The organism is Paenarthrobacter sp. FR1 (assembly GCF_051106045.1).
Classification (GTDB): Bacteria; Actinomycetota; Actinomycetes; order Actinomycetales; family Micrococcaceae; genus Arthrobacter; species Arthrobacter nitroguajacolicus_A.
This window is the reverse complement of the sequence record NZ_JBPFSF010000009.1, coordinates 124,704-145,223: the sequence shown is the minus strand read 5'-3', so window position 1 is coordinate 145,223 and position 20,520 is coordinate 124,704. Positions and strand designations below refer to the sequence as shown.

At 63.7% G+C, this 20,520-nt stretch carries 20 protein-coding genes; 14 read left to right on the top strand and 6 right to left on the bottom strand.

What is annotated here, in order from left to right; translation table 11 throughout:
- Window positions 1–80: 80 nt before the first annotated feature.
- Window positions 81–677, top strand: coding sequence for a phosphatase PAP2 family protein (locus ACR30Z_RS17215; protein WP_434373888.1), 597 nt, complete (start codon window positions 81–83; stop codon window positions 675–677).
- 59 nt (window positions 678–736) lie between these two features.
- Here the strand turns inward: ACR30Z_RS17215 and ACR30Z_RS17210 are convergent, their stop codons facing one another.
- Window positions 737–1,831 carry an amidohydrolase gene (locus tag ACR30Z_RS17210; RefSeq protein WP_434373780.1) on the bottom strand — a complete coding sequence of 365 codons (1,095 nt, stop codon included), beginning with the start codon at window positions 1,829–1,831 and terminating at the stop codon, window positions 737–739.
- Window positions 1,832–2,037: 206 nt separating this feature from the next.
- Between ACR30Z_RS17210 and ACR30Z_RS17205 the strand changes: the two genes are divergently transcribed.
- Window positions 2,038–3,441, top strand: coding sequence for an APC family permease (locus tag ACR30Z_RS17205; protein ID WP_434373779.1), 1,404 nt, complete (start codon window positions 2,038–2,040; stop codon window positions 3,439–3,441).
- Here the strand turns inward: ACR30Z_RS17205 and ACR30Z_RS17200 are convergent.
- The 3 genes from ACR30Z_RS17200 to ACR30Z_RS17190 form a co-directional block, all read right to left on the bottom strand.
- Complete coding sequence (locus ACR30Z_RS17200) at window positions 3,438–3,749, bottom strand: hypothetical protein (protein WP_144652373.1); 312 nt, start codon at window positions 3,747–3,749, stop codon at window positions 3,438–3,440. The two genes, ACR30Z_RS17205 and ACR30Z_RS17200, sit on opposite strands and share 4 nt — an antisense overlap.
- 172 nt (window positions 3,750–3,921) lie before the next feature.
- Window positions 3,922–4,350: a universal stress protein gene (locus ACR30Z_RS17195; protein WP_144652292.1), complete on the bottom strand. Its 429-nt coding sequence runs from the start codon at window positions 4,348–4,350 to the stop codon at window positions 3,922–3,924.
- Window positions 4,347–5,654: a PLP-dependent aminotransferase family protein gene (locus tag ACR30Z_RS17190; protein WP_434373777.1), complete on the bottom strand. Its 1,308-nt coding sequence runs from the start codon at window positions 5,652–5,654 to the stop codon at window positions 4,347–4,349. The genes ACR30Z_RS17195 and ACR30Z_RS17190 overlap by 4 nt, the downstream gene beginning before the upstream one ends.
- A 111-nt stretch (window positions 5,655–5,765) precedes the next feature.
- Here ACR30Z_RS17190 and ACR30Z_RS17185 point away from each other — a divergent pair, with 111 nt between their 5' ends.
- The 3 genes from ACR30Z_RS17185 to ACR30Z_RS17175 all read left to right on the top strand — a co-directional run bounded on the left by ACR30Z_RS17185 (window position 5,766) and on the right by ACR30Z_RS17175 (window position 8,250).
- Window positions 5,766–6,614 carry an isocitrate lyase/PEP mutase family protein gene (locus ACR30Z_RS17185; protein WP_434373776.1) on the top strand — a complete coding sequence of 283 codons (849 nt, stop codon included), beginning with the start codon at window positions 5,766–5,768 and terminating at the stop codon, window positions 6,612–6,614.
- Window positions 6,615–6,701: 87 nt separating this feature from the next.
- Window positions 6,702–7,730, top strand: coding sequence for a hypothetical protein (locus ACR30Z_RS17180; RefSeq protein ID WP_434373775.1), 1,029 nt, complete (start codon window positions 6,702–6,704; stop codon window positions 7,728–7,730).
- Complete coding sequence (locus ACR30Z_RS17175) at window positions 7,711–8,250, top strand: hypothetical protein (protein WP_434373774.1); 540 nt, start codon at window positions 7,711–7,713, stop codon at window positions 8,248–8,250. Before ACR30Z_RS17180 ends, ACR30Z_RS17175 begins: the two co-directional genes overlap by 20 nt.
- A 111-nt stretch (window positions 8,251–8,361) precedes the next feature.
- Here the strand turns inward: ACR30Z_RS17175 and ACR30Z_RS17170 are convergent, their stop codons facing one another.
- Both ACR30Z_RS17170 and ACR30Z_RS17165 read right to left on the bottom strand, forming a co-directional pair.
- Window positions 8,362–8,997: a GerMN domain-containing protein gene (locus ACR30Z_RS17170; protein ID WP_244296818.1), complete on the bottom strand. Its 636-nt coding sequence runs from the start codon at window positions 8,995–8,997 to the stop codon at window positions 8,362–8,364.
- Window positions 8,998–9,344: 347 nt separating this feature from the next.
- Window positions 9,345–9,914, bottom strand: coding sequence for an NAD(P)H-dependent oxidoreductase (locus ACR30Z_RS17165; protein ID WP_434373773.1), 570 nt, complete (start codon window positions 9,912–9,914; stop codon window positions 9,345–9,347).
- A 128-nt stretch (window positions 9,915–10,042) separates the two neighbouring features.
- Between ACR30Z_RS17165 and ACR30Z_RS17160 the strand changes: the two genes are divergently transcribed.
- From ACR30Z_RS17160 to ACR30Z_RS17120, 9 genes are all read left to right on the top strand, one after another.
- The gene (locus tag ACR30Z_RS17160; RefSeq protein WP_208760034.1) at window positions 10,043–10,648 is read left to right on the top strand and encodes a TetR/AcrR family transcriptional regulator; all 606 of its coding nucleotides are present in this window, start codon (window positions 10,043–10,045) and stop codon (window positions 10,646–10,648) included.
- 327 nt (window positions 10,649–10,975) lie between these two features.
- Window positions 10,976–11,959 (top strand): ABC transporter permease, encoded by a 984-nt coding sequence (locus ACR30Z_RS17155; RefSeq protein ID WP_144652286.1) that lies wholly within the window; start codon window positions 10,976–10,978, stop codon window positions 11,957–11,959.
- Window positions 11,959–12,927 (top strand): ABC transporter permease, encoded by a 969-nt coding sequence (locus tag ACR30Z_RS17150; protein ID WP_434373772.1) that lies wholly within the window; start codon window positions 11,959–11,961, stop codon window positions 12,925–12,927. Before ACR30Z_RS17155 ends, ACR30Z_RS17150 begins: the two co-directional genes overlap by 1 nt.
- Window positions 12,927–15,086 carry a dipeptide ABC transporter ATP-binding protein gene (locus ACR30Z_RS17145; protein ID WP_434373770.1) on the top strand — a complete coding sequence of 720 codons (2,160 nt, stop codon included), beginning with the start codon at window positions 12,927–12,929 and terminating at the stop codon, window positions 15,084–15,086. Before ACR30Z_RS17150 ends, ACR30Z_RS17145 begins: the two co-directional genes overlap by 1 nt.
- 76 nt (window positions 15,087–15,162) lie before the next feature.
- A complete protein-coding gene (locus ACR30Z_RS17140; RefSeq protein WP_434373769.1) occupies window positions 15,163–16,890 on the top strand; it encodes an ABC transporter family substrate-binding protein in 1,728 nt (575 codons plus the stop codon).
- 206 nt (window positions 16,891–17,096) lie between these two features.
- A complete protein-coding gene (locus ACR30Z_RS17135) occupies window positions 17,097–18,167 on the top strand; it encodes a Gfo/Idh/MocA family protein (protein WP_434373768.1) in 1,071 nt (356 codons plus the stop codon).
- A gap of 117 nt (window positions 18,168–18,284) precedes the next feature.
- Window positions 18,285–19,004: a hypothetical protein gene (locus tag ACR30Z_RS17130; RefSeq protein WP_434373767.1), complete on the top strand. Its 720-nt coding sequence runs from the start codon at window positions 18,285–18,287 to the stop codon at window positions 19,002–19,004.
- An 87-nt stretch (window positions 19,005–19,091) separates the two neighbouring features.
- On the top strand, window positions 19,092–19,643 hold the full coding sequence (locus ACR30Z_RS17125) for an RNA polymerase sigma factor (protein WP_434373766.1): 552 nt from the start codon (window positions 19,092–19,094) through the stop codon (window positions 19,641–19,643).
- Window positions 19,640–20,467, top strand: coding sequence for a hypothetical protein (locus ACR30Z_RS17120; RefSeq protein ID WP_434373764.1), 828 nt, complete (start codon window positions 19,640–19,642; stop codon window positions 20,465–20,467). Before ACR30Z_RS17125 ends, ACR30Z_RS17120 begins: the two co-directional genes overlap by 4 nt.
- The last annotated feature ends 53 nt before the right edge of the window (window positions 20,468–20,520 follow it).

Sequence of the window (20,520 nt, the reverse complement as noted above, 5' to 3'; positions counted from 1 at the left end):
CGGGCCCAACCTCGGGCCCCAACCCGGGTTCCGGCTTGGAGCCCGGGATCGGCATGTCCGGGCATATGCCTCCCCAGATGCTGACGGGTCCGTGGCGCACGGTTGCCCGGGTGTTGACTGAGGTCTTCCAGCCGCCGGCGGTGGTACTGGTCCTGCTGTTGATTAGTCCTGCCATTGAACCTGGATTCCCTGGGACGATGTGGTTCGGGCTGCTCGGAGCCTTGTTCGTTTGCGTCTTGCCGCTGTCCTACGTGTTGGTGATGGTCAAGCTCGGAAGGATTGCGGACCACCACGTCAGCGACCGCAGGCAGCGGCCCGCGCTGCTGCTGATGGCGCTGGTATCTGTGGTGGCCGGACTGGTGGTACTCCAGGTGCTGGATGGGCCCGTCAGCGTTTCGGTGATGATCATCGCGCTGATCGGCGGCATCGCGGTCCTGGCCGTGGTTAGTGCTTTCTGGAAGATGAGCGGACACGCATCGGCCCTCGCTGCGGCCGTCGTCATAGTTGTCTTGATGTTTGGCCCCGCGTGGCTTCCGCTGCTGCTGCTCGTGCCGGCCGTGGGCTGGTCGCGATTGGTCCTGCGCGCCCACACCCTGGGCCAGGTCATTGTGGGCTCGTTGTTTGGTGGCGTGGTGATCGCCGGCTTGTGGTGGCTCTTGCGGGAGTGGATGCTCTAGCCGCTGGCCCGCTGGCCCGCTGGCCCGCTGGCCCGCTGGCCCGCTGGCCCGCTGGCCGCTCAAGCCGGCAGGGACACCGTTCGTCCACTCCGAACAATCCGCAGCGGGGCGGGCCTGTCCACCACCAACTCAGGAATTGAGTTGGCAGCGAACTCAAGCCGGTCATCGGACCCGTGGCCGGAGAAACCGTTCACCGCGGCCGAGCCCACGAGTTCCGCCCCGGCGGCCGTGGCCATCCGGAAGCAACGTTCCAGTTCTTCATCGGTCAAAGCACCGGTACGGTAACCCAAGAGGTGTGCACGGTCCAGCATGCTGCCGGTGCCGAAGGGCGACCAGGAATCGCGGACTCCGTCTGATCCGAGGGCAACCCTGACCCCGTGGCTCTCCATGAGGTCCAATGCGGGGACTGGATCCGCACCCAGGGCACACGTCGCCATCCACATCCCTGCCTCCGCCATTGCGTCCAAGGTGGCCCCCAGCTCCGGTTGGGCGGGATCGCAGACAGCAAATGCATGCCCGATGGTGACCCGTCCCTGCAGGCCTTCCGCCAAGGTGCGCTGCGCGATCGCACGCACTTGCGCCAGTCCTTCCGGCCCCGCATCGTGCAGGTGGATGTCCAGGTCCCTGCCGTGCTTGTTCGCGAGTCCGAAGACGGCGTCGAGATGGCCGTGAAGATCGCCGTCCACTGATACGGGGTCGATGCCGCCCACGAGGTCGGCTCCCTCCGCCAAGGCGGCTTCCAGAAGCTCGAGGGTTCCGGGATTGCTCAGCAGGCCAAACTGCGGGAAGGCGACGATCTGCACGTCCAACAAAGGGGCAAGCCGTTCAGCGGCCGCCCTGACGCCGTGGATATTTTGGAGGCCGATTTGCGTGCCAACGTCCACATGCGCCCGCATGGCCATGGTCCCGTTGAGGACGGCTTGCCGCATGAGGGAGTAGGCGCGGTCCTCAACGCCGTCCTGGAACGAAAGCTGGGCCTTGAGGTCGTTCCCGATCAGGTCGGAGAGCGTATGGGCGGGTGGGCGGGACAGCCAGTCGGCGCCCCACGTGGTTTTGTCCGGGTGTATGTGCGCGTCCACGAAGCCCGATGTCAGCAGAAGAGACTCCCCTTGGGGTAGTTGGGCATGATCCATCGGCATCGCAGATGTAGTCACGTGGGTCCTCTCTCCAGTTCGGTATACCAAATATCCTATGCGTCGAATGTCGGTGCAAGCAACAGCCTAAATGGCAACAAAACACTGAAGCGGGCATGATCCGATACAAATTTTGGGATACCAAAGGCTAGGCAAGAGCCGCAACACCCTCTAACCTAATGAACACCATTCATTTATGTGATGCGGATCGCATCGAGGAGAACGCCATGTACACCACCCCAACCAGCGCCACGGAGAGTCCTGTATCAGGGCCAACGCTCAAGCGCGTCCTCGGTTTGCCCTCACTCGTCGCCTTCGGCCTGACCTCCATGGGGATTCTCTCGGTGGTGGCGGTGTACGGGGCCGGGACGGAGATCAGTGACGGGCATCTGCCCGCGGCTTATATGGCGGCGTTGGTTGCCATGCTGTTTACGGCCCACAGTTACGGACAGATGGCGCGACACGTCCCCGTGACCGGCGGCGCCTACGCCTATGCTTCCCGCGCCTTCGGCAAGCCTGTGGGTTTCATGGTGGGTTGGGCCATGATGCTGGATTACCTGTTCCTGCCCATGGTGAACTTCCTGCTCTTCGGCCTCTACCTCAACAGCTTGCTGCCCGGTATACCGCCTCAGCTGGCAGTCTTGGCCTGTCTTCTGGTGGTGGGACTCTTCAGCGTGATCGGCGTTGCCTGGATTAAGAAGATGAACTTTGCGGTGGTGACCGCTTCGGTCCTTGTCATCCTGGTCTTCGTTGTTTTGGCAGTCCTCAACGCTCCGGATCTCACATTTGGGAATGTCATCCGCCCCCTTACGTTGGGGGACGGGGGAATAGCGCCGGTCATGGCCGCTGCGGCCATTGTCGCCTTCGCTTTCCTGGGGTTCGACGGCGTCTCCACCTTGTCCGAGGAAGCCCGCAACCCGAAGCGGGACGTTCCTCGCGGCATCATCCTGTCCACGCTCTTCGCAGGATTGGGTTACACGCTGTTTTCGGTGGCGGGAAGCCTGATTGCACCGGAGTGGAGGTCCCTCGAAAACCTCGACGCCGCCGGCACGGAACTCATGCAACGTGCCGGAGGTGACGTACTGATGGTGGTGTTTGTGCTGGTGAACCTCGGTGGGCTGGTCCTCTGCGGTACCGCAGCCCAGATGAGTGTCAGTCGAGTCATCTATGCCATGGGGCGGGACCGGATCCTGCCTGGGGCGGTGGCCAAGCTGAACGAGCGGTTCCGCACGCCATATGTTGCCGCCCTGCTTGTCTCGGCGGTCTCCCTGGTTGCCCTGTTTATTACGCTGGAGCAGGCCGTGTACATGATCAACTTCGGAGCTTTGATCGCCTTCGCAGTGGTGAACCTGGCAACCATCAAGGTGCTGTTCTTCGATCTAAGGAAACGGGGACCCAAGGGGATACTGCGAAATCTGGTCCTGCCGCTGCTGGGCTTTGCTTCCATTGCATGGCTGTGGACATCACTGGCTTGGTTCACGTACCTGCTGGGAGCGGTTTGGCTGGCCGTGGGGTTGGCGATCCTCGTCGCGCGGCGCCGGAAGGCCGGCGGTCGCCTGGACCTGACCTTCGACGACGGCACTCCCGACGGTGAGGCAGCTCAGCCTTCCGAGGTGGCTGGCAGCCGCTAGAACGCGGGGTAGTTGACCAGCAGGGCCTGAAGTTCCGTGGTTGACATGTGATTGGCCAGCTCCACGCTGATGCCCATCGCGACGGCGGCCACCGTCATCATCGCGACGCAGGCGACGGACAGGAAGCGCCAGTCCTTGCGGAATACGCTGCCAATGGTCTCCGGCATGTCGAGGCTCGGGGAGATCATGTTGGGGGCGCTGTCCCAAGAGCCGTCGTCCAGCATCGCGATGATGCGGTCGTTGGCGCGGTCGAAGCGCATGGTGCTGATGTTGTTGCCGTGGCGGGCAAGCAGGATGTCGTGTCCCACGCGCTGGCGCGGCTGCAAGGTAAGCAAGGAAGTTCCCCTGAAATCGAGAAGTGGATGGTGGCGCACGCCATTGGGAGCATCTCGATTTTATAACGGTTAGGTCTGCGCGCAGGCCCAAAATACGCCAAGCGCCGGGTGAGTCTCCCCACCCGGCGCAGTGATTCAGCTCGCTTTATGGCTGGTCGGTCTTGGCAATATAGACATCGCAAGGGGCGGTGTGGGCAACCGTGTTGGCCACACTGCCCAGCACCCGGCCCAAGCCCTGCATGCGCCGGTTGCCCACCACGATCAGGCGGGCGTCCTGCACTTCGGCTTCCTTCACCAGGGCTTCGCCCGGCTTGCCGCGGGCGGCCGAATAGGTCACCTCAAGGCGGTCATCGGCCAGCCGCTCCGCCACAGCGCGGGCAACAGCTTCAGCCTCGGCGGCGTCGGACACGATCCACTTGTCCGTGCCGATCTCAACCACCTCGGTGCGGTTGCTGTCGAAAGCACTCACCACGCGAAGGCTGGCCCCCAGTCCAATGGCCAGCTGCTGGGCTGCCCGGGCAGCCCTCATTGCTGTCTCGCTGCCGTCTACTCCGACAATCACAACTCCGGTCATTGTGCTGCTCCTTCATTGGTGGCTTTGATGGCTTCCGCCAGGACTGGTGCCAGGCGGCGGACGCCTTCGGCTATCGTATCCGGGGGTACTGCGCTGAAGGCGAGGCGGAGCTTGTTGGAGGGTCCGTCCGCCGGGGAGAATGCCGCGCCGGGGATGAAGACGACGCCGGCGTCGATCGCCTTCGCCAGCAGAGGATAGGTGTCCACGCCCTCGGGAAGCGTGACCCACACGAAGAAGCCGCCGTCCGGCCGGGTCCACGTGAGTCCTGCGGGCATGTATTCGTCCAGCGCGGACAGCAGTGACTCGCAGCGCTCCGCGTACAGCTTCCGATAGGTATCGATCTGGCCTTCCCAGTCGTATTCGCGGAGATATGCCGAGACGAGCATCTGGTTGAGCGGCGGGGGGCAGAGCGTTACGGCCTCCGACGCCAAGTAGAAGCGCCGCTGCAAATGCGCGGGAACCAAGGCCCAGCCGATGCGGAGCCCCGGAGCAAAAATCTTGGAGAACGAGCCGAGGTAGATCACGTCGTCCGGGTTCGCTGCGCGCATGGGAGCAATGGGATGGCCGTCGAACCGCAGCAGCCCGTAGGGGTTGTCCTCCAAGACGATAATATTCGCTTCGCGGCATATATCGACGATCCGCTGCCGGCGCTCCTCGCCCAGGGTGATGCCCGAAGGGTTGTTGAAGTTGGGGATCGTGTAGAGGAACTTGATGTTCTTTCCCTCTGACTGAAGCGCCGCGATCCTGGCCTCAAGAAGCTCAGGTACCAGGCCGTCGTCGTCCATTTCGATCGGTTCCACCTGCACTTGGTACGCCTCGAACGTGTTCAGGGCCCCCACGTAGGTGGGGTTTTCGACGAGGACAACATCGCCGGGGTTACAGAAGACCTTGGTGGCAACGTCCTGTGCGGACTGGGATCCGGCGGTGATGACCACGTTCTCGGGGATCGCGTCCGTGATTCCCTCGGCGGCCATGATCTGGCAGATCTGTTGGCGCAGCTCTTCCGTGCCTTGGCCGCCGCCATACTGCAGGGCGGTCATGCCTTCTTCGGCGATGATCCGCGCGGCGGTCTGGCCAAGCTTCTCCAGGGGCAGCGACTGCAGGTACGGGTTGCCACCGGCGAGGGAGACAAGGCCCGGCCGCATCGAGATGTCGAAGACATCACGAACGGCGGACTGCTTGATGTTGGCGGCCCGCGCGGAGAACAGTTCCTCGTGCGGGTGGGCGGCCGTGGCGGCCCGCTCAATGGCGTCGATGGCTTCAGCGGGCAGCGTTGCGCCGGCATCCAATGTTTCGTGGGTCACAGTGACAGGATACTCCTCGATGTTGCTAATGAGGCAACAGTTGTTTTCGAATCAATTCCATTTTCGCAGGCTGAGCTTTACGCCGGCATCGGGAGCGGCTGGAATGTAGCTATGACAGCGCACCGGGGATCCGTGACCAAGGCCGAACAGTTCCACAAACTCCACGACGCCGGGCCCACGCCGCTGGTGCTCGTGAATGTCTGGGACGCGGCCTCCGCCCGCGTCGTCCAGGAAGCAGGCGCGACGGCGATCGCCACCTCAAGCTCGGCCGTCTCCTGGAGCCTCGGGTTCCGGGATGGCGACCACGTGCCGTGGGGTTTGGCCATGGCGGCATTGGGGCGGGTGGTCGGTGCCACCACGTTGCCGGTTACCGCCGACATCGAGACAGGTTACGGGCGTACGGACGACGAACTTCGCGCCACGGTCCACGCAGTCCTGGATGCCGGAGCCGTAGGGATCAACATCGAAGACTCCGCCACGGAACCGCTCACTGACATCGACGAACAGTCGCGCAGAATCGCCCTCATCCGCGCCGCTGCGGACGATCGCGGCATTCCGCTGTTCATCAACGCCCGCACGGACACCTACCTGTCGGGCCAGTTTCCTGACACCGCCTACGTCGAAACGCTTCGCCGTGCCGAGTCCTACCTCAGGGCGGGTGCCGACGGAGTCTTTGTGCCCGGCGTCGTGGATTTGCACGTCCTGCATGAGCTGTCCAGCCGCATTCCGGCGCCGCTCAACGCTTTGGCAGGCGTCGGGGATCCGTCGCCCCTGGAACTGCACGACGCCGGTGTCCGTCGCGTCAGCATCGGCGGCAACGCAGCCAAAGCCGCTTACGCCAAGGTGGCCCGGGTAGCGAAGGAAATCCTTGGCGACGGCAACTGGGCCGGGCTGGCCGGAACGCGGAGTCACGATGAGATGGACGCACTGTTCGCCCAGGGGCCCAAATACAGCCTGTGAGGCGGTGGAACGCGCGACGGCGGCACCCGGCTTTAATGTCGGACCCCACCGATAGCGTGGGTGGCGTGGAAGACGAGGGGAGGGTCCATGGCACGGCGTAGTGTGCAGTTCTGGCGGATCGAGCAGCTCAACGGTGACGAGCTCAGCCGTCCCTTTCCGGCACGCCGTGTGGCCGAGGTCCTGAAGAAGGCGAAGGACACTGGAACGGACAGGCACTTCACCAGCGTGGACGGGACTGTGTTGCTCGCCCAGGCCGCGGCATCTTCGCCGCATCCCGTGCTGCTCTTGGACCGGGTCCGGGACACCAACCTGCCCAGTGTCGGGGACGCCCTTGGCCGGCGAAAGCCGCTGCCACTCGCTCCGGGCGACCACCTCCTGGAGACCACCTACTTCGCGTTCCTGAAGCGGAACGTCATCGCGGTCCTGACCAGTGGGAACGGTCCCAGGGCTTCGCGGCTGGGGGAGTACCTCGGAGAGATGTTGGGACTGGAAACCACTCTGGTTCCTGTGGTGAGGGAGGATATCGAGGAGATCCTCACGCGGCTCGAGGTCAGTCGCTTCGAGTTCGCTATTCCTGCCGAACGTTTGTCCGGGAAGCTTATGGAGGGCGAGTGGGCTGATGTGCTGGACAGCGCCTCCCGGCTCATGAACGAGGGAACGTTCCGGATCTCCCTGAGCGTGGGCCGGTCCGGTAAGGCGGAGGACAAGCAGCGGATTCGGGAGCGCATTCAACGGTTGATCGACCTTTTCCGCAGCGCCGGCTCCGTGGAGCATTTTGACTACGTGGTGGCAGAAGGCAAAGACTCCCTGACTGGTGACCGCGAAGTGGTGGACCTGCTGAAGGAACGGTTCATTTCACACATTGAGGTGGACCCGGACGTCTTCAACGATCCGCAAAAGTCGGTGGCCGAGGCCATTGCCATCCTCAACAAACAAGCCAGGGACAACGAGGCCTTTTTTGCGAGAACCCTGCCGGACGTCAAGGGCTCTGCTGACTCGAGTCTTGTGCCGGACATCGTCGCGGGTGGGATGGCGGCCGCAAGGGAGGCCCTCCCGGTGTCTACCGCCAGTGCAGAGGCCGAGGGGGGTACGGGCCATGAGCTTGTACGAGGTTGATATCGAGCGCACTGGGCGGCGTCGAAGCGTCTGGCGGTGGTTCTTGCTGCATCCCACTGCCGACTACCTGTGGGCTGTGCTCGGGGTCCTGCTCTGGCTGGGGATTGCGATGCTCGCGAGGCAGCCGCTGATGGTGGAGGGTGCGGATACTGACGCCCGGAGAACACTGCTTCAGACCCTTGCTACGTTGGCCGGTGCCACGGCCGGACTGACACTCACCAGTGTTTCCATGCTCATCAACGTCCTGGGCAAAAAGGCTGCGCCGGGCCAACGGGAACTTCCCTTGGAAAGGCTCTCTGCCACCCACCGGCGCCAGATCGGTGAAGTCTTCTTGTTCGCCATTCCCGGGCTCGGCCTGCTGGTGGTTGCTGCCTTGGTAACGATTGTGCTGGAAGGAGATGCGCCCACGGGTCTTTGGATTCCCGAGGCCGTGGTGTTCGTGCTGGCGTTCGCGTCGGTGCTCGCTCTCCTGAGAGTGGCCTGGGCGCTCCGGCGGGTGCTGGCGATCGCAACGGCTTGATCATGTGGCCAGCCTGCGCCGGTTGGTCTACTGCAGCACGTCGCAGCCCCGCTATTCCGTCGCGGGCCCACCACGGAACAGCGGGTCGGCAACGTAGTAGTCAGCCAGGCTTCATCGCACGCTCAGTGCCTCCGTCAAGGTCCGGCCGTTGACGTAGATCTCGGCCCGTGTCGCACCACTGGCCGAAACGATGGTGTGCGTCAGTTGGGCCTGGATCCGTGGGATGTCGCAAATGCCCCCGGGCCGCAGTGATCCGCTGAGGTTCACCACCACCGTGGAACCGTTCATGTAGCCGGAGAGATATCTCAGCGACGAACCCGCGAGGGCGTCGTAGAGCGCGGCGTCACTGTCCAGTGGCATGCCCGCGCCCAGCAGCCGACCCAACGCCACGGACAACGGATCACCGGGAACGGCGACGCCGCGGACCGGCACCAGGCTGTCATTGCACCCGAACCGAACACCCCGGGCGCCGCCGTCGTCGATAGCCACGTAGTAGACCGCTGGCCCGTAAGCGTCCACGTCCACTGGGATCACGGTGTCGGTTGCCGAAGGTTCGGGCGCGCTGGTGCCTGGCTCCGGTGAAGGCTCGACGGCGGAACCCGGCTCAGTGGCGACTGGCGAGGGAGTGTTGGCGGGAGCAGGCGATGGTGCCGGGGTCGCGGGCGGGGGTGGCGCGGCAGGAACTGTAACCGACGGTGTGCCCGGACTGGAGGCAGCAGACGGTGGAGCAGCCGTCGCCGAAGCCACGGGCAAAGGGCTGGTGGTCGAAGGCGGTGAGCTCACCGTAACCGTCGGGAGGGGGCCCTTTTCGGCTGGAGGGGCGGCCTCCGGGACTGACGTGCAGCCAGCCACCCAGAGACTGAACGCGAGGCAGGCAGCCGCGATCGCCGTCGTACTTTTGGATCCCCGTCCGGCATGCATGACAGCCCGCGCTCCTGTCCGTCCACCTGTAACTCCAACGTTAGGCCCGGGCAGCGGGGAGCAACATGCCGCTAGGGTGACGGTTCGGACAAGAGTTGGTCACGCCCGGCCGGCAAGAACGCAAAAGCCCCCGCCCGCGAAGCTGCGGAGCGGGGGCGCTGCAAGCGAAAGGACTAGGCTGCTGCTTCTTCTTCGTCCTGGACTGCGGTCAGGGGCTCGAAGATGCCCTTGATCTGCTCCACGACCTCGGCGTCGTCCTTCGGGTGCAGTTCAGCGAAGCGAATCATGGAACCCGGGACGGCCAGCTTGACGTCCTCCAGGACCTTGGCGCCGGCGATGCCAACAGCCTTGCGGGCCTCGTCCTGCGCCCACACGCCGCCGTACTGGCCAAAAGCGGTTCCGACGACGGCGGTCGGCTTGCCGGAGAGGGCGCCGGCGCCGAAGGGGCGGGACAGCCAGTCGATGGCGTTCTTCAGCGAAGCCGGAACGGTGCCGTTGTGCTCGGGGGTGACCAGCAGGATGGTGTCGGCGTCGGCTGCGGCGGCGCGGAGGGCAGCGGCTTCGGCGGGGACTTGGCCTTCTACGTCGATGTCCTCGTTATAGAACGGGATGTTGCCCAGGGAGTCGTGGATCTGGACGTCAATGTTCTCCGGCGCGTTCAGCTGGATGGCTTCGGCGAGCTTCTTGTTGTGGGAATCGGCACGGAGGCTGCCGACGAGGGTCAGAACGGTGCTCTTTGACATGGTGTCTCCTAAAAGTCTGGCCAGGTGCCGTGTGGTACCGGGCTTGCGTTGTCTCTGGGCTTTGGAGCCTTCACAGATACTAAACGGACTACGGTCCGTTTTCTATTCCCGGGTCTAGAATGTTTTTTGTGAGCTCCATCCCCCTCCAGCCGGACGTGCCCCTCGGCCCGCCCCACGAGCGCAGCGACGCGGCGCGGAATCGTGAGCGCCTGCTGTGTGCTGCCCGCGAACTGGTGGACGAGTTCGGGGCCGAAGCGTTGACCATGGATGCGCTCGCCTGCAAGGCCCAGGTTGGCAAGGGGACGGTCTTTCGCCGATTCGGCAGTCGGGCCGGGCTCATGATGACCCTGCTGAGTGACGCGGAGTCGGAGTTTCAGCGAGGGTTCATGTTCGGGCCGCCGCCGCTGGGGCCGGGGGCGCAACCTCTTGAGCGGCTCATTGCATTCGGGGAGGGCCGCATCTATTTTGTTCTTGAAAATGGCGAGCTCCTGAAGGCGGCCGGCGCTGCCACCCGCAATAGGTTCGAAGTCCCCGCAACGAAGCTTTCGCATCGACATATGGAGGTCCTGCTGCGGGAGGGGGGAATCGCGGATCCCTGGGTGATGGCGATGTCCCTGACCTACGCGCTGGACCCTGAGCGAATAGTCGACGACGTCCGCGCCCGCGGCATTTCACCCACGCGCCTCACCGACTCCTGGCGCGAGCTGGTAACCCGGCTGCTGAGCGGCGCCTAGCCACGCGAGCCGTGCAGGAACCCTGTTAGCGCCCCCATCGGTGCCGCTGCCCGCGCACAGTGCCTCCGGCGTCGTAATCGTGACGCAGTCTGCACATAACAATCTGGCTGCAGGCGTGAAATTGGCTGCCGTGAAGCAAAACGTGAAGCAGTTATTGTGGTAGTTTCCTCTTGAATGTGACGCATGCCATACAGGGCTGGTGATCACTGAAGGGGTGTGGGGGACCCAAGAACCCGCTGCACCAATTCGTAGCTGACGCCGGCCACAGCCGGGAACCGCGGAAGGACGAGCTTTGAGTTTTGCCACGATTCGGGGCAGCCACCCGACATGCTGAAATATCTGATGAAGCGGTCGGGAATCTACCTGATCATGATCTTCCTGACCACCAGCGCCGGGTATTTCCTGGCAGTCTCATCGCTCAAGCCAGCGGTCCTGGAGCAAGAGAAAATTCCGCGGCCAACCCCTGAACAGGTCAACGCCTCCTTCCGGGGACTCGGGCTGGACCCGGAGAAGAACGCCTGGGAACGCTATGTCGAATGGCTTGGCGGAATCATCACCCGCTGGGACTGGGGACGCAGCCCGAACGGCGCGTTCGTCAACGCCGAATTCGCGGACCGCGTGATGGTCTCCACCCGGCTGTTCATCGCCTCCATCATCCTGACCCTTGTCATCGGCGTCGCGCTCGGTGTCTATTCCGCCGCACGCCAGTACAAGTTCCAGGACCGTGTCATCACGTCCTACAGCTACCTGGTCCACATCCTCCCAGCGCCCATCGCCTACTTCCTGGTGCAGCTCGGCGCCATCAGCATCAATGAGGCCGTTGGGGAGCGCATCTTCTTCGTGACGGGAATTTCGACGCCGGGAATTGAGCCGGGCTGGCCCGCTTTCGTCGACCTTGTGGCCCACTACGCCGTGCCTACGTTCGCGATGACCATCTTCGGTTGGGCCGGTTACCAGATCGCCCAGCGGCAGTACCTCCTGGACAACGTGAACGCGGACTTCGTCCGCACTGCCCGCGCCAAGGGACTGACCCGCAACCAAGCCATCAGGAAGCACGCCCTGCGGGTCTCGTTCATCCCCGTGGCCCAGAGCATCGCCTTCACTATCCCGGCCATCTTCACCGGCGGCTTCTTCGCCGAGGCCATCTTTGCCTGGCCCGGCATCGGGCTGTGGAGCATCCAGGCCATCAGCCTGCAGGACGTCAACGTCGCCACCGCCACGCTGGCCTACGGCTCCGTCATTTTCGCGATCGGTGCCATCCTTGCCGACTTCGCCACCACGCTGGTCGATCCACGAGTGAGGGTCCAGTAATGACCAACATCATTGATCCCATTGCGGAAATCGACGAAGCCCGGGTTGCCGACCAAGACGTCGTTATTGGGAAGTCCCGGATCATCTTCCGTCGTTTCATGCGGAACCGGACCGCCGTCGCCGGCCTGTTCATTTTCCTTGCCTTGTTCCTGTTCTCGATCTTTGGGGGGTTCCTGACCTCGTGGGACAAGGACACCATTGATCCGTTGAACATTGGTATGCCACCGTCACCGGACCACCTGCTGGGGACCACCCAGGCCGGCATCGACCTCATGGCACTCATTGTGGACGGAACCCGGACGTCGATTCTCATCGGCCTGATCGTGGGCGGCGTTTCCGTTCTGATCTCGGCGGTCTACGGCTGCACCATGGCCTTCTTTGGCGGCAAGGTGGACGCCACCATGCTGTTCATCCTGGAAGCGCTCATCATGATGCCCGCCATCCTGGTGGTGGCCGTGGCCACCAGCGGCAGCGGTGGTCTCAAGGACCTTCCCAGCTGGCTACTGCTGATTGTCGTCTTGCTGTTCTTCAGCTGGATGGGCACTGCCCGATTGGTGCGTTCGTTGTCCATGTCCCTGATGCAGCGCGATTACGTCAAGGCCGCCAAATACATGGGCGTCCCGTCCCGCCGCATCGTCTGGCGTCACCTGGTTCCGAACATCGGCTCCTTGCTGGTGCTCGACTTCACCCGCGGCATCACCGGCGCGGTGCTGGCTGAGGTTGCCTTCTCCTTCATCGGCATCGGCATCAAGCTCCCGGACGTGAGCCTCGGTGTCCTGATCGGCCAGGCGACGGGCCAGGTGTCCTCCTTCCCATGGATGTTCTGGGTTCCGCTGACCGTCATGTTCCTGCTGACCGGTTCGCTGGCCATGATGAACGACGGCCTCCGTGACGCCTTCGACCCCAGCTCCAGCTCCATCGGCCGGGCGAAGCGGACCAAGCCCCAGACTGCGAAGGTGACCAACTAATGAGCACCAACACCACTCCCGCTGAGCGCCTCCGCGATGCCGGACTCTACGCCCCCGGCGATGCCGTCCTCAGCGTCCGTGACCTGAACGTCCGCTTCAACTCCGAAAACGGCGTGGTCCATGCGGTCCGTGGCGTGGACTTCGACCTCATGCCAGGCAAGACCCTGGGCATCGTGGGTGAGTCCGGCTCCGGCAAGTCCGTGACGTCCATGGCCATCATGGGGCTCCTCCCCGAAACCGCTGACATCACCGGCTCCGTACGCTTCAAGGGCGAGGAGCTCCTGGGCCTGAGCGACAAAGCCATGTGCAAGCACCGCGGCAATGACATCGCCATGGTGTTCCAGGATCCGCTGTCTTCATTGACGCCCGTCTACACCGTGGGCAACCAAATCATCGAAGCGCTGACTGTCCACAATCCGACCATGAGCAAGCAGGCGAAAGAAGCCCGCGCCGTCGACCTTCTGCGCATGGTGGGCATCCCGAGCCCCAAGGACCGGCTGAAGGCCTTCCCGCACGAATTTTCCGGCGGCATGCGCCAGCGCGTCATGATCGCCATCGCGATCGCCAACGATCCTCGGGTACTCATCGCTGATGAACCCACGACGGCGCTCGACGTCACCATCCAGGCGCAGGTGCTGGAAGTCCTGCACACCGCGCAGGAGGAGACCGGCGCCGCCGTCGTCATGATCACGCACGACCTCGGCGTCGTTGCCGGCATGGCCGACGACATCATGGTGATGTACGCCGGCAAACCTGTGGAAACCGGCAGTGTGGAGGACATCTACTACAACCCCCGGATGCCCTACACCTTGGGCCTGCTGGGTGCCGTCCCTCGCGTGGACACGGCCACCAAGCAGTCGCTGGTACCCATTGAGGGGACGCCGCCCAATTTGGCCCTGCCGGTAACGGGTTGCTCTTTTGCGGCGCGTTGCCCCCTGGTCAGCGACGCCTGCCTGCATGTAGAGCCGGAGCTCATCGCCGTCCCCGGTGTTGAGGGCCAGACGCTGGGACACCGGGCAGCCTGCATCAAATCAAACGAGCTGTCCAACGACGCGGACGCGCACAAGATCTTCCACGCGCCGCCCAAGCCGGTATCAAAGTTCGACGGCGTCGCTCGCGTCGAGCGCGAAAAGGTCCTGGAACTCAAGGACGTGAAAAAGCACTTCCCGCTGCTCAAGGGTGCACTCATCAAGCGGCGGATCGGCACGGTCAAGGCCGTGGACGGCCTGAGCTTCGACATCCGCGAGGGCGAGTGCGTGTCCATTGTGGGCGAATCCGGTTGCGGTAAGACCACCACGCTGCTGGAAATCATGGAATTCCACCCGGACCAGGTGGGCGAGGTGGTCATCGGCGGCGTCAGCAACAAGGTGGCCACGGACCACAAGACCAAGATGACCATGCGCAAGGAAATGCAGATGGTCTTCCAGGACCCCACCGGCGCCCTTGATCCACGCTTCACTGTGTATGAAGTCCTGGCTGAGCCCTTGGAAAACCTGGGAATGCCCAAGGCTGCCATCAAGAAACGCATCATGGAACTCATGAAGCTGGTGGGCCTGCAGCCGGACCACGTGAACCGGTTCCCCAACCAATTCTCCGGAGGTCAGCGCCAGCGCATTGGCATTGCCCGGGCCTTGGCGGTCAATCCCAAGCTCGTGGTCCTGGACGAACCGGTTTCTGCCTTGGACGTCTCCGTCCAAGCCGGAGTCATCAACCTGTTGGATAAGCTCCGGGCCGAGTTGGGCCTGAGCTACCTGATGGTGGCCCACGACCTCTCGGTGGTCCGCCACATTTCAGACCGCGTGGCCGTGATGTACCTGGGCAAGATCGTGGAGACCGGAGATGTGGACGATGTCTTCGACAACCCGCGCCACCCCTACACCCGGGCCCTTCTGTCCGCCATCCCGGTGCCCGACCCGAACCTGGAACGTACCCGCGAACGCATCATCCTGCAGGGTGACCTTCCAAGCCCGCTTGATGCTCCCAAGGGATGTAACTTCGCTACACGTTGTCCCGTGTTCGCCGCGCTACCTGCCGCAAAGCAGGAGAAGTGCCTTACTCTGGAGCCGCCACTTGCTTCGGAGAAGGACGGAGCGCAGGACTTCGCCTGCTTCTTCCCGGACGGAGAAATAGATGCCGACATGCTGGTGGTGCATGCCTGACGACATATGACGCATTGAATGAATCCCTGGTCTCAACTCGCAAAGATATTTCAGTCGTAAACATGAAGGGCAAACCATGAAGAAGTACACGACGATCGGCGGCGTAGCGCTCGCAGCAACGCTCATGCTGACCGCTTGCGGCGGGGGAACGCCGTCGGGTCCGGCCTCGCAGAAGGCCGAAGAGAGTGGCGGCGACATCAGCAAGCTGATCAGCGTCAACGCCAAGGAAGCAAAGGACCTGGAGCCGGGTGGAACAGTCACCCTGGCTGTTGGCAGCATCGGCCCGGACTTTAATGGCTTCTCCAACGTGGGTAACAGCGCTGATACTTCGGCGCTGTTGACACCCGTCAACACGGCTGCCATCAGCAGCGGTGGCATCGGTGGCTGCTGGAAGCTGGACTTCAGCGGCAAGGCTCAGCCCAACAAGGACTTCTGCGAGGAGGTCAAGAGCGAAGTCAAGGACGGCAAGCAGACCATCACCATCAAGGTGAACGAGAAGGCGACGTGGAACGATGGAACGCCCATCGATGTCAAGACCTTCGAGAACACCTGGAACATGCTCAAGGGTGAGGACGAGTCCATCGACATCGTCACGGCCGGTAACTACGCTTTCGTTGATTCCGTCAAGGCCGGCGCCAACGACAAAGAAGTCATTGTCACCACCACCCAGCCTGTTTTCCCGCTGGATTCCCTCTTCTTCGGCCTGATCCACCCGGCCAACAACAACGCCGAAACCTTCAACAAGGGCTTTGCCGGCAACATGCATCCCGAATGGATGGCCGGCCCGTTCAAGGTGGAGAACTACGACACCACCGCCAAGACGGTCACCATGGTTCCCAACGAGAAGTGGTGGGGACAGAAGCCGGTCCTGGAAAAGGTCATTTGGCGCCAGATGGAGCCCAGCGCCACCATCGCAGCCTTCAAGAACGGTGAAATCGACGCCGCCAACGGTCGTACGCTCGGCCGTTACAAGCAGCTCGAAGGCACCAACAACTCGGAGATCCGTCGCGGCCAGCGCCTGTTCGCCGGTGGCCTGAACCTGAACGCCAAGCGTCCGGCCCTCACCGACGTCGCCGTGCGCAAGGCGATCTTCACCGCGGTCGACCGCAAGGCCATCCGCGACGTCCGCTTCAACGGCCTGAACTGGTCCGAAGAGAGCTCAGGCTCCATGATGCTCATGCCGTTCTCCGAGTACTACCAGGACAACTACCCTGTGAAGGACACCGGCGCCGAAGCTGCCAAGAAGGTCCTGACCGACGCCGGCTACACGGCCAACGACAAGGGCATCATGGCCAAGGACGGCGTTCCCGTCTCCTTCAAGATCACCAACTTCGGTGACGACCCCACCACGGCTGCAACCTCGCAGACACTGCAGAAGCAGCTCCAGGCTGCCGGTATGGATGTTTCGATTGACCAGCGCGGCGACGCCGACTTCGGCAAGGTTGTTGGCACCCGCGAATTCGATGTGACCATCTCCGGTTACACCGTGGGCCCGGATGCTACCGATGCCGTGAAGCAGTACTACGACTCCGCCACCAACGAGAATGGCCTCGGCGACGCCGAGCTCGACGCTGAAATCAAGCGCCTTTCAACCATCGCGGATGACGCGGAGCGCAACAAGGCCGCCATGGAGGTCGAGAAGAAGCACATGGAGAAGTACTTCTCCATGGGTGTCGTGATGAACGGCCCGGAGATCCAGTTCGTGCGCACGGGTCTGGCCAACTACGGCCCTTCCCTGTTCCAGAGCCTCTCCAACGTTCCGGACTGGACCACCCTGGGTTGGGAAAAGGGCGCAAAGAAGTAGCCTCCCCGCTGTAGTTGTCCAAGATGTAGTTTCCTGAAGGCCGGGAATCTCCCTGAACCTGTTCGTCGGTTCGCGGAGGTTCCCGGCCTTCGCTGTCCCCACCCTCTCTCACGTCCCGCGTGCTTCTGCCCGACGCTCTCTCACTCGGTGATAGAGGGTTAGCGTGAAAGGGCTGTTACGTGAGAGGGGATCGGTAGCCTAGGGGCATGACTTCCTCGCCGATCCGTACCGCCGTTGCAGGTTTCGGGCTTTCGGGCAGCGTGTTCCACGCGCCCTACATCGCCAGCAACCCCGCCTATTCGCTTGCCGTCATCTCCACCTCGGATGAGGCGCGCCAGGCGAAAGCCAAGGACCGCTACCCCCAAGCACAGATCGTCAACACCCCCGAGGACATCCTGGCGCTCGCCGACCAACTGGACCTCATCGTCATCGGCACACCGCCCGCAACCCATTACCCGCTGGCCAAAGCGGCGCTGGAAGCCGGGATCGACGTCGTCGTTGATAAACCGTTCGTGGTCCACAGCGCCCAAGGCGAGGAACTGATCCAGCTGGCAGCGAAGCTGGGCCGTGTCCTCACCGTCTACCAAAACAGGCGCTGGGACGGCGACTCGCTGACGGTCCGGAAACTGCTCGACGCCGGGACGCTGGGTACTGTGACCCGGTTTGAGATCGGCATGGAGCGCTGGGCGCCGGAGATCGCCAAGGCCTGGAAAGCCAGTGCCACGGCGGAGGACGGCGGCGGTGTCCTGTTCGACCTCGGCACCCACGTCCTTGATCTGACTCTTCGGTTCTTCGGACCAGCCACCGTCACGTTCGCAGAGATCGCGGCACGCCGCCCCCAGGAAAGCGCCGATGACGATGTTTTCCTTGTCCTGCGGCACCAGTCCGGTGTGGTCAGTCACGTCACCATCAACCTCAACAGCCATCTCCACGGCCCCCGCTTCCGCATCCTCGGCTCAAAGGGCGGCTTCGTGAAGTTCGGCACCGACCCGCAGGAGCCGTACGTGGTGTCCGGCGGGCTGCCTACGGACGCCGAGTACGGCGTCGAACCGGCTGAAAACCACGGCACGCTCGAGGCGGACGGCCAGCGCACCACTATTCCCACCGAGCGCGGCGCCTACCCGGAGTTCTACCGCATCCTCGCGGAAAAGCTCGACGACGGCGGCACCGCCTCAGCGCTCCCGGCACCGGTGGATCCGGCCGACTCGGTGGCGGTGCTGAAACTGATCGAACAGGCCCGGGCGTTGTCGGCGAAGAAAATTTCCGACGGGGCGTAACCTTACCGGCACAGCAATCGATGTAAGGGGAGTGCGGGCCACGTCCGCACGTTGATCATCCGGCAGCGACCCAACCGCTGCCGGGGCAATCCCCAAAATCGTTTGTCGGAGGGTTTCATGTCCTTGTTCACTGTCCTTGCCACCAGCAAAGTCGCCGCTGGCGTCCTGGCCGCCGGAGCCGTAGCGGCCGGCGGAACCGGTGTCGCTGCCTTCAATGGCGCGCTTCCCACCGAGATCCAGCAGAGCGCCCATGACCTCGTAGGGGCTCCCGCGCCCGTCGTTTCGAAGGCAGCGGCAGCAGCCGACGCGGCGAAGTCCGAGGTGGCCGGCGCCAGCGCCAAGGCGACCGACGCCGTCGAGTCCGCGCAGTCCACAGCAGCCGACGCAGCCGATGCCGGCCAGGCGAAGGCCGCTGACGCCGTCGATCGCGCCACGACCGCCGCGGAGGACATCACGTCCCCGGAGTCGCTGGGCCTTTGCACCGCATTCCTTAACGGTGGCCTGAAGTCCGACTCCACGGTTCCGGGCTTTGAGTCCCTGACCATCGCCGCCGGTGGCGAAGCCAAGGTAGAAGCCCACTGTGCGGCTGTGGTCGAAGCAGACAAGGCCGCCGGCGTGAAGGTGGACGGTTCGGCTCAGGCAGACGCCTCCGTGACCAGCGAGCTCCCGGCAACCCCCGCCGTCCCGGCGACGCCGGGAGTTCCGGCAGCCCCGAAGGTTCCGGCCACCCCGGCTGTCCCTGCGACCCCCGCTACCCCGGCGGCACCGGCGCTGCCGACGCAGGTTCCCACCGACGTTCCGGCTGCTCCCGGAGCACCCCTCGATTCTGTCCGCTAAGCAAGCAGCGGCTACGGTTTAAGGGCGGGGCTCCTTGGCTTAGGACAAGGAGCCCCGCTACGTGACGCGGGACGGAGGCATCCCCGGGTGCTTAACCCTTTGGCTGAAGAAGACGTGCAGGCGGAGCATGATGACCCCGCCCTGCTCTTTACAGCTGCCTACAACAGCTACGCCGGACCGGTTTTTGGCTACCTCCGCGCCCGCGGCGTGGACGATCCCGAAGCCGTCACCCAGGACGTTTTCCTGGCCCTGTATCCCAAGCTGGAATCTCTCAGTGGTGGCCTTCGTGGAGCCAAGACGTTGTTGTTTACCATCGCACACGCCCGCATGGTGGACTTCTACCGTAAGAGGGAAAGAACCCCCGTTGCCGCAGCTTTCGAGCCGGAGTTGGACCCGCGGCGGGCACCGTCCGCGGAAGACCAGGCTTTCGGGCGGGCTTCCGGGTTGGGTGTCACCGGGCTTTTGGAAGACCTCGCCCTCGAATATCGGGAGGTCTTGGCGCTGCGGGTCGTCGCCGATCTGTCAGTGGAAGAAACAGCGGCCATCATGGGCAAGTCCCAGGGAGCCGTGAAACAGCTGCAACGCAGGGCATTGGGTGCACTGAAGAAGCGTGCACTACTAAGGAACGGCACACCATGAGCGAAAACACCGCACCCTGTCGCGGCAACGATCAGCAGGCCATCGATTCCCTGCTGGCCGATGCCGGGCTTGAGGGCAGCACAAACCTCCGCAGCGAACTTCTTGAGCTGCGTTCCCTGGCCGACACCGCTCCGATGCCATCCGATGCCGTCCGCACCCTGATGGCAGGCGGGACGCTGGCTACCGGACCCTCCGCCGTCACGCCGCAGGCCCCGGCAACAGAGCAGGCCCCAGTAACAGAGCAGGCCCCGGCAACCGATGAGTTGGCTGCGCGGCGACGGAAGAAGCGGCGCACGGCCATCGCGGGCCTTGCCGTGGCGGTGTCGCTGGCCGGTGGCGCGACGGCGGCCGCCGCTGCCGCCGAAGGCGGGATTCCGGGGGCTTTCCAGCATCTTGGCGCGGCCATCGGCTCGGTGGTTTCCCAGCTCACTCCAGGCGTGGGCAATGCGCCACAACCTGCCGTGCCCGCGGGATCTACGCCTGAACCCGGACCTTCACATCAGGACAGTCAACCGGCAACGGTTCCGGGCCAGGCCGGCCCCGCGGATCCCGGGAACTCCGCCGGAACACCTCACGCTGAACCGCACCCGGCGGCTCCCGGTAACCAATCCGGGGATTCCAAGAGTCCCGCGCACGCGGCCCCTGGCAAGGGCGTGCTCCCCGCGGTTCCTTCGTTGCCGGTCACGCCTCCGGAGATCGACCCCTCGAAGCTTGATCCCGCACAGCGTGACCCCTCAAAACCTGGGCCATCGGACATCCCCGTTCCGGTCCCGTCCCAGCTGATCCCCCCGGTCCCGGAAGGCCCGAAAGTCCCCGCGAAGTGACACTTAATGCCAATGTTCTTCGGGAACATTGGCATTAAGTGCCAACTCGGCGG

Excerpts from the sequence above, each read along its gene's own strand:
- ACR30Z_RS17185 (WP_434373776.1), top strand. The coding sequence starts at position 5,766 with ATGACAGCGCACCGGGGATCCGTGACCAAGGCCGAACAGTTCCACAAA.
- ACR30Z_RS17120 (WP_434373764.1), top strand. The coding sequence starts at position 19,640 with ATGAGCGAAAACACCGCACCCTGTCGCGGCAACGATCAGCAGGCCATC.
- ACR30Z_RS17145 (WP_434373770.1), top strand. The coding sequence starts at position 12,927 with ATGAGCACCAACACCACTCCCGCTGAGCGCCTCCGCGATGCCGGACTC.
- ACR30Z_RS17180 (WP_434373775.1), top strand. The coding sequence starts at position 6,702 with ATGGCACGGCGTAGTGTGCAGTTCTGGCGGATCGAGCAGCTCAACGGT.
- ACR30Z_RS17205 (WP_434373779.1), top strand. The coding sequence starts at position 2,038 with ATGTACACCACCCCAACCAGCGCCACGGAGAGTCCTGTATCAGGGCCA.
- ACR30Z_RS17165 (WP_434373773.1), bottom strand. The coding sequence starts at position 9,914 with ATGTCAAAGAGCACCGTTCTGACCCTCGTCGGCAGCCTCCGTGCCGAT.
- ACR30Z_RS17135 (WP_434373768.1), top strand. The coding sequence starts at position 17,097 with ATGACTTCCTCGCCGATCCGTACCGCCGTTGCAGGTTTCGGGCTTTCG.
- ACR30Z_RS17195 (WP_144652292.1), bottom strand. The coding sequence starts at position 4,350 with ATGACCGGAGTTGTGATTGTCGGAGTAGACGGCAGCGAGACAGCAATG.
- ACR30Z_RS17130 (WP_434373767.1), top strand. The coding sequence starts at position 18,285 with ATGTCCTTGTTCACTGTCCTTGCCACCAGCAAAGTCGCCGCTGGCGTC.
- ACR30Z_RS17150 (WP_434373772.1), top strand. The coding sequence starts at position 11,959 with ATGACCAACATCATTGATCCCATTGCGGAAATCGACGAAGCCCGGGTT.
- ACR30Z_RS17140 (WP_434373769.1), top strand. The coding sequence starts at position 15,163 with ATGAAGAAGTACACGACGATCGGCGGCGTAGCGCTCGCAGCAACGCTC.
- ACR30Z_RS17175 (WP_434373774.1), top strand. The coding sequence starts at position 7,711 with ATGAGCTTGTACGAGGTTGATATCGAGCGCACTGGGCGGCGTCGAAGC.
- ACR30Z_RS17155 (WP_144652286.1), top strand. The coding sequence starts at position 10,976 with ATGCTGAAATATCTGATGAAGCGGTCGGGAATCTACCTGATCATGATC.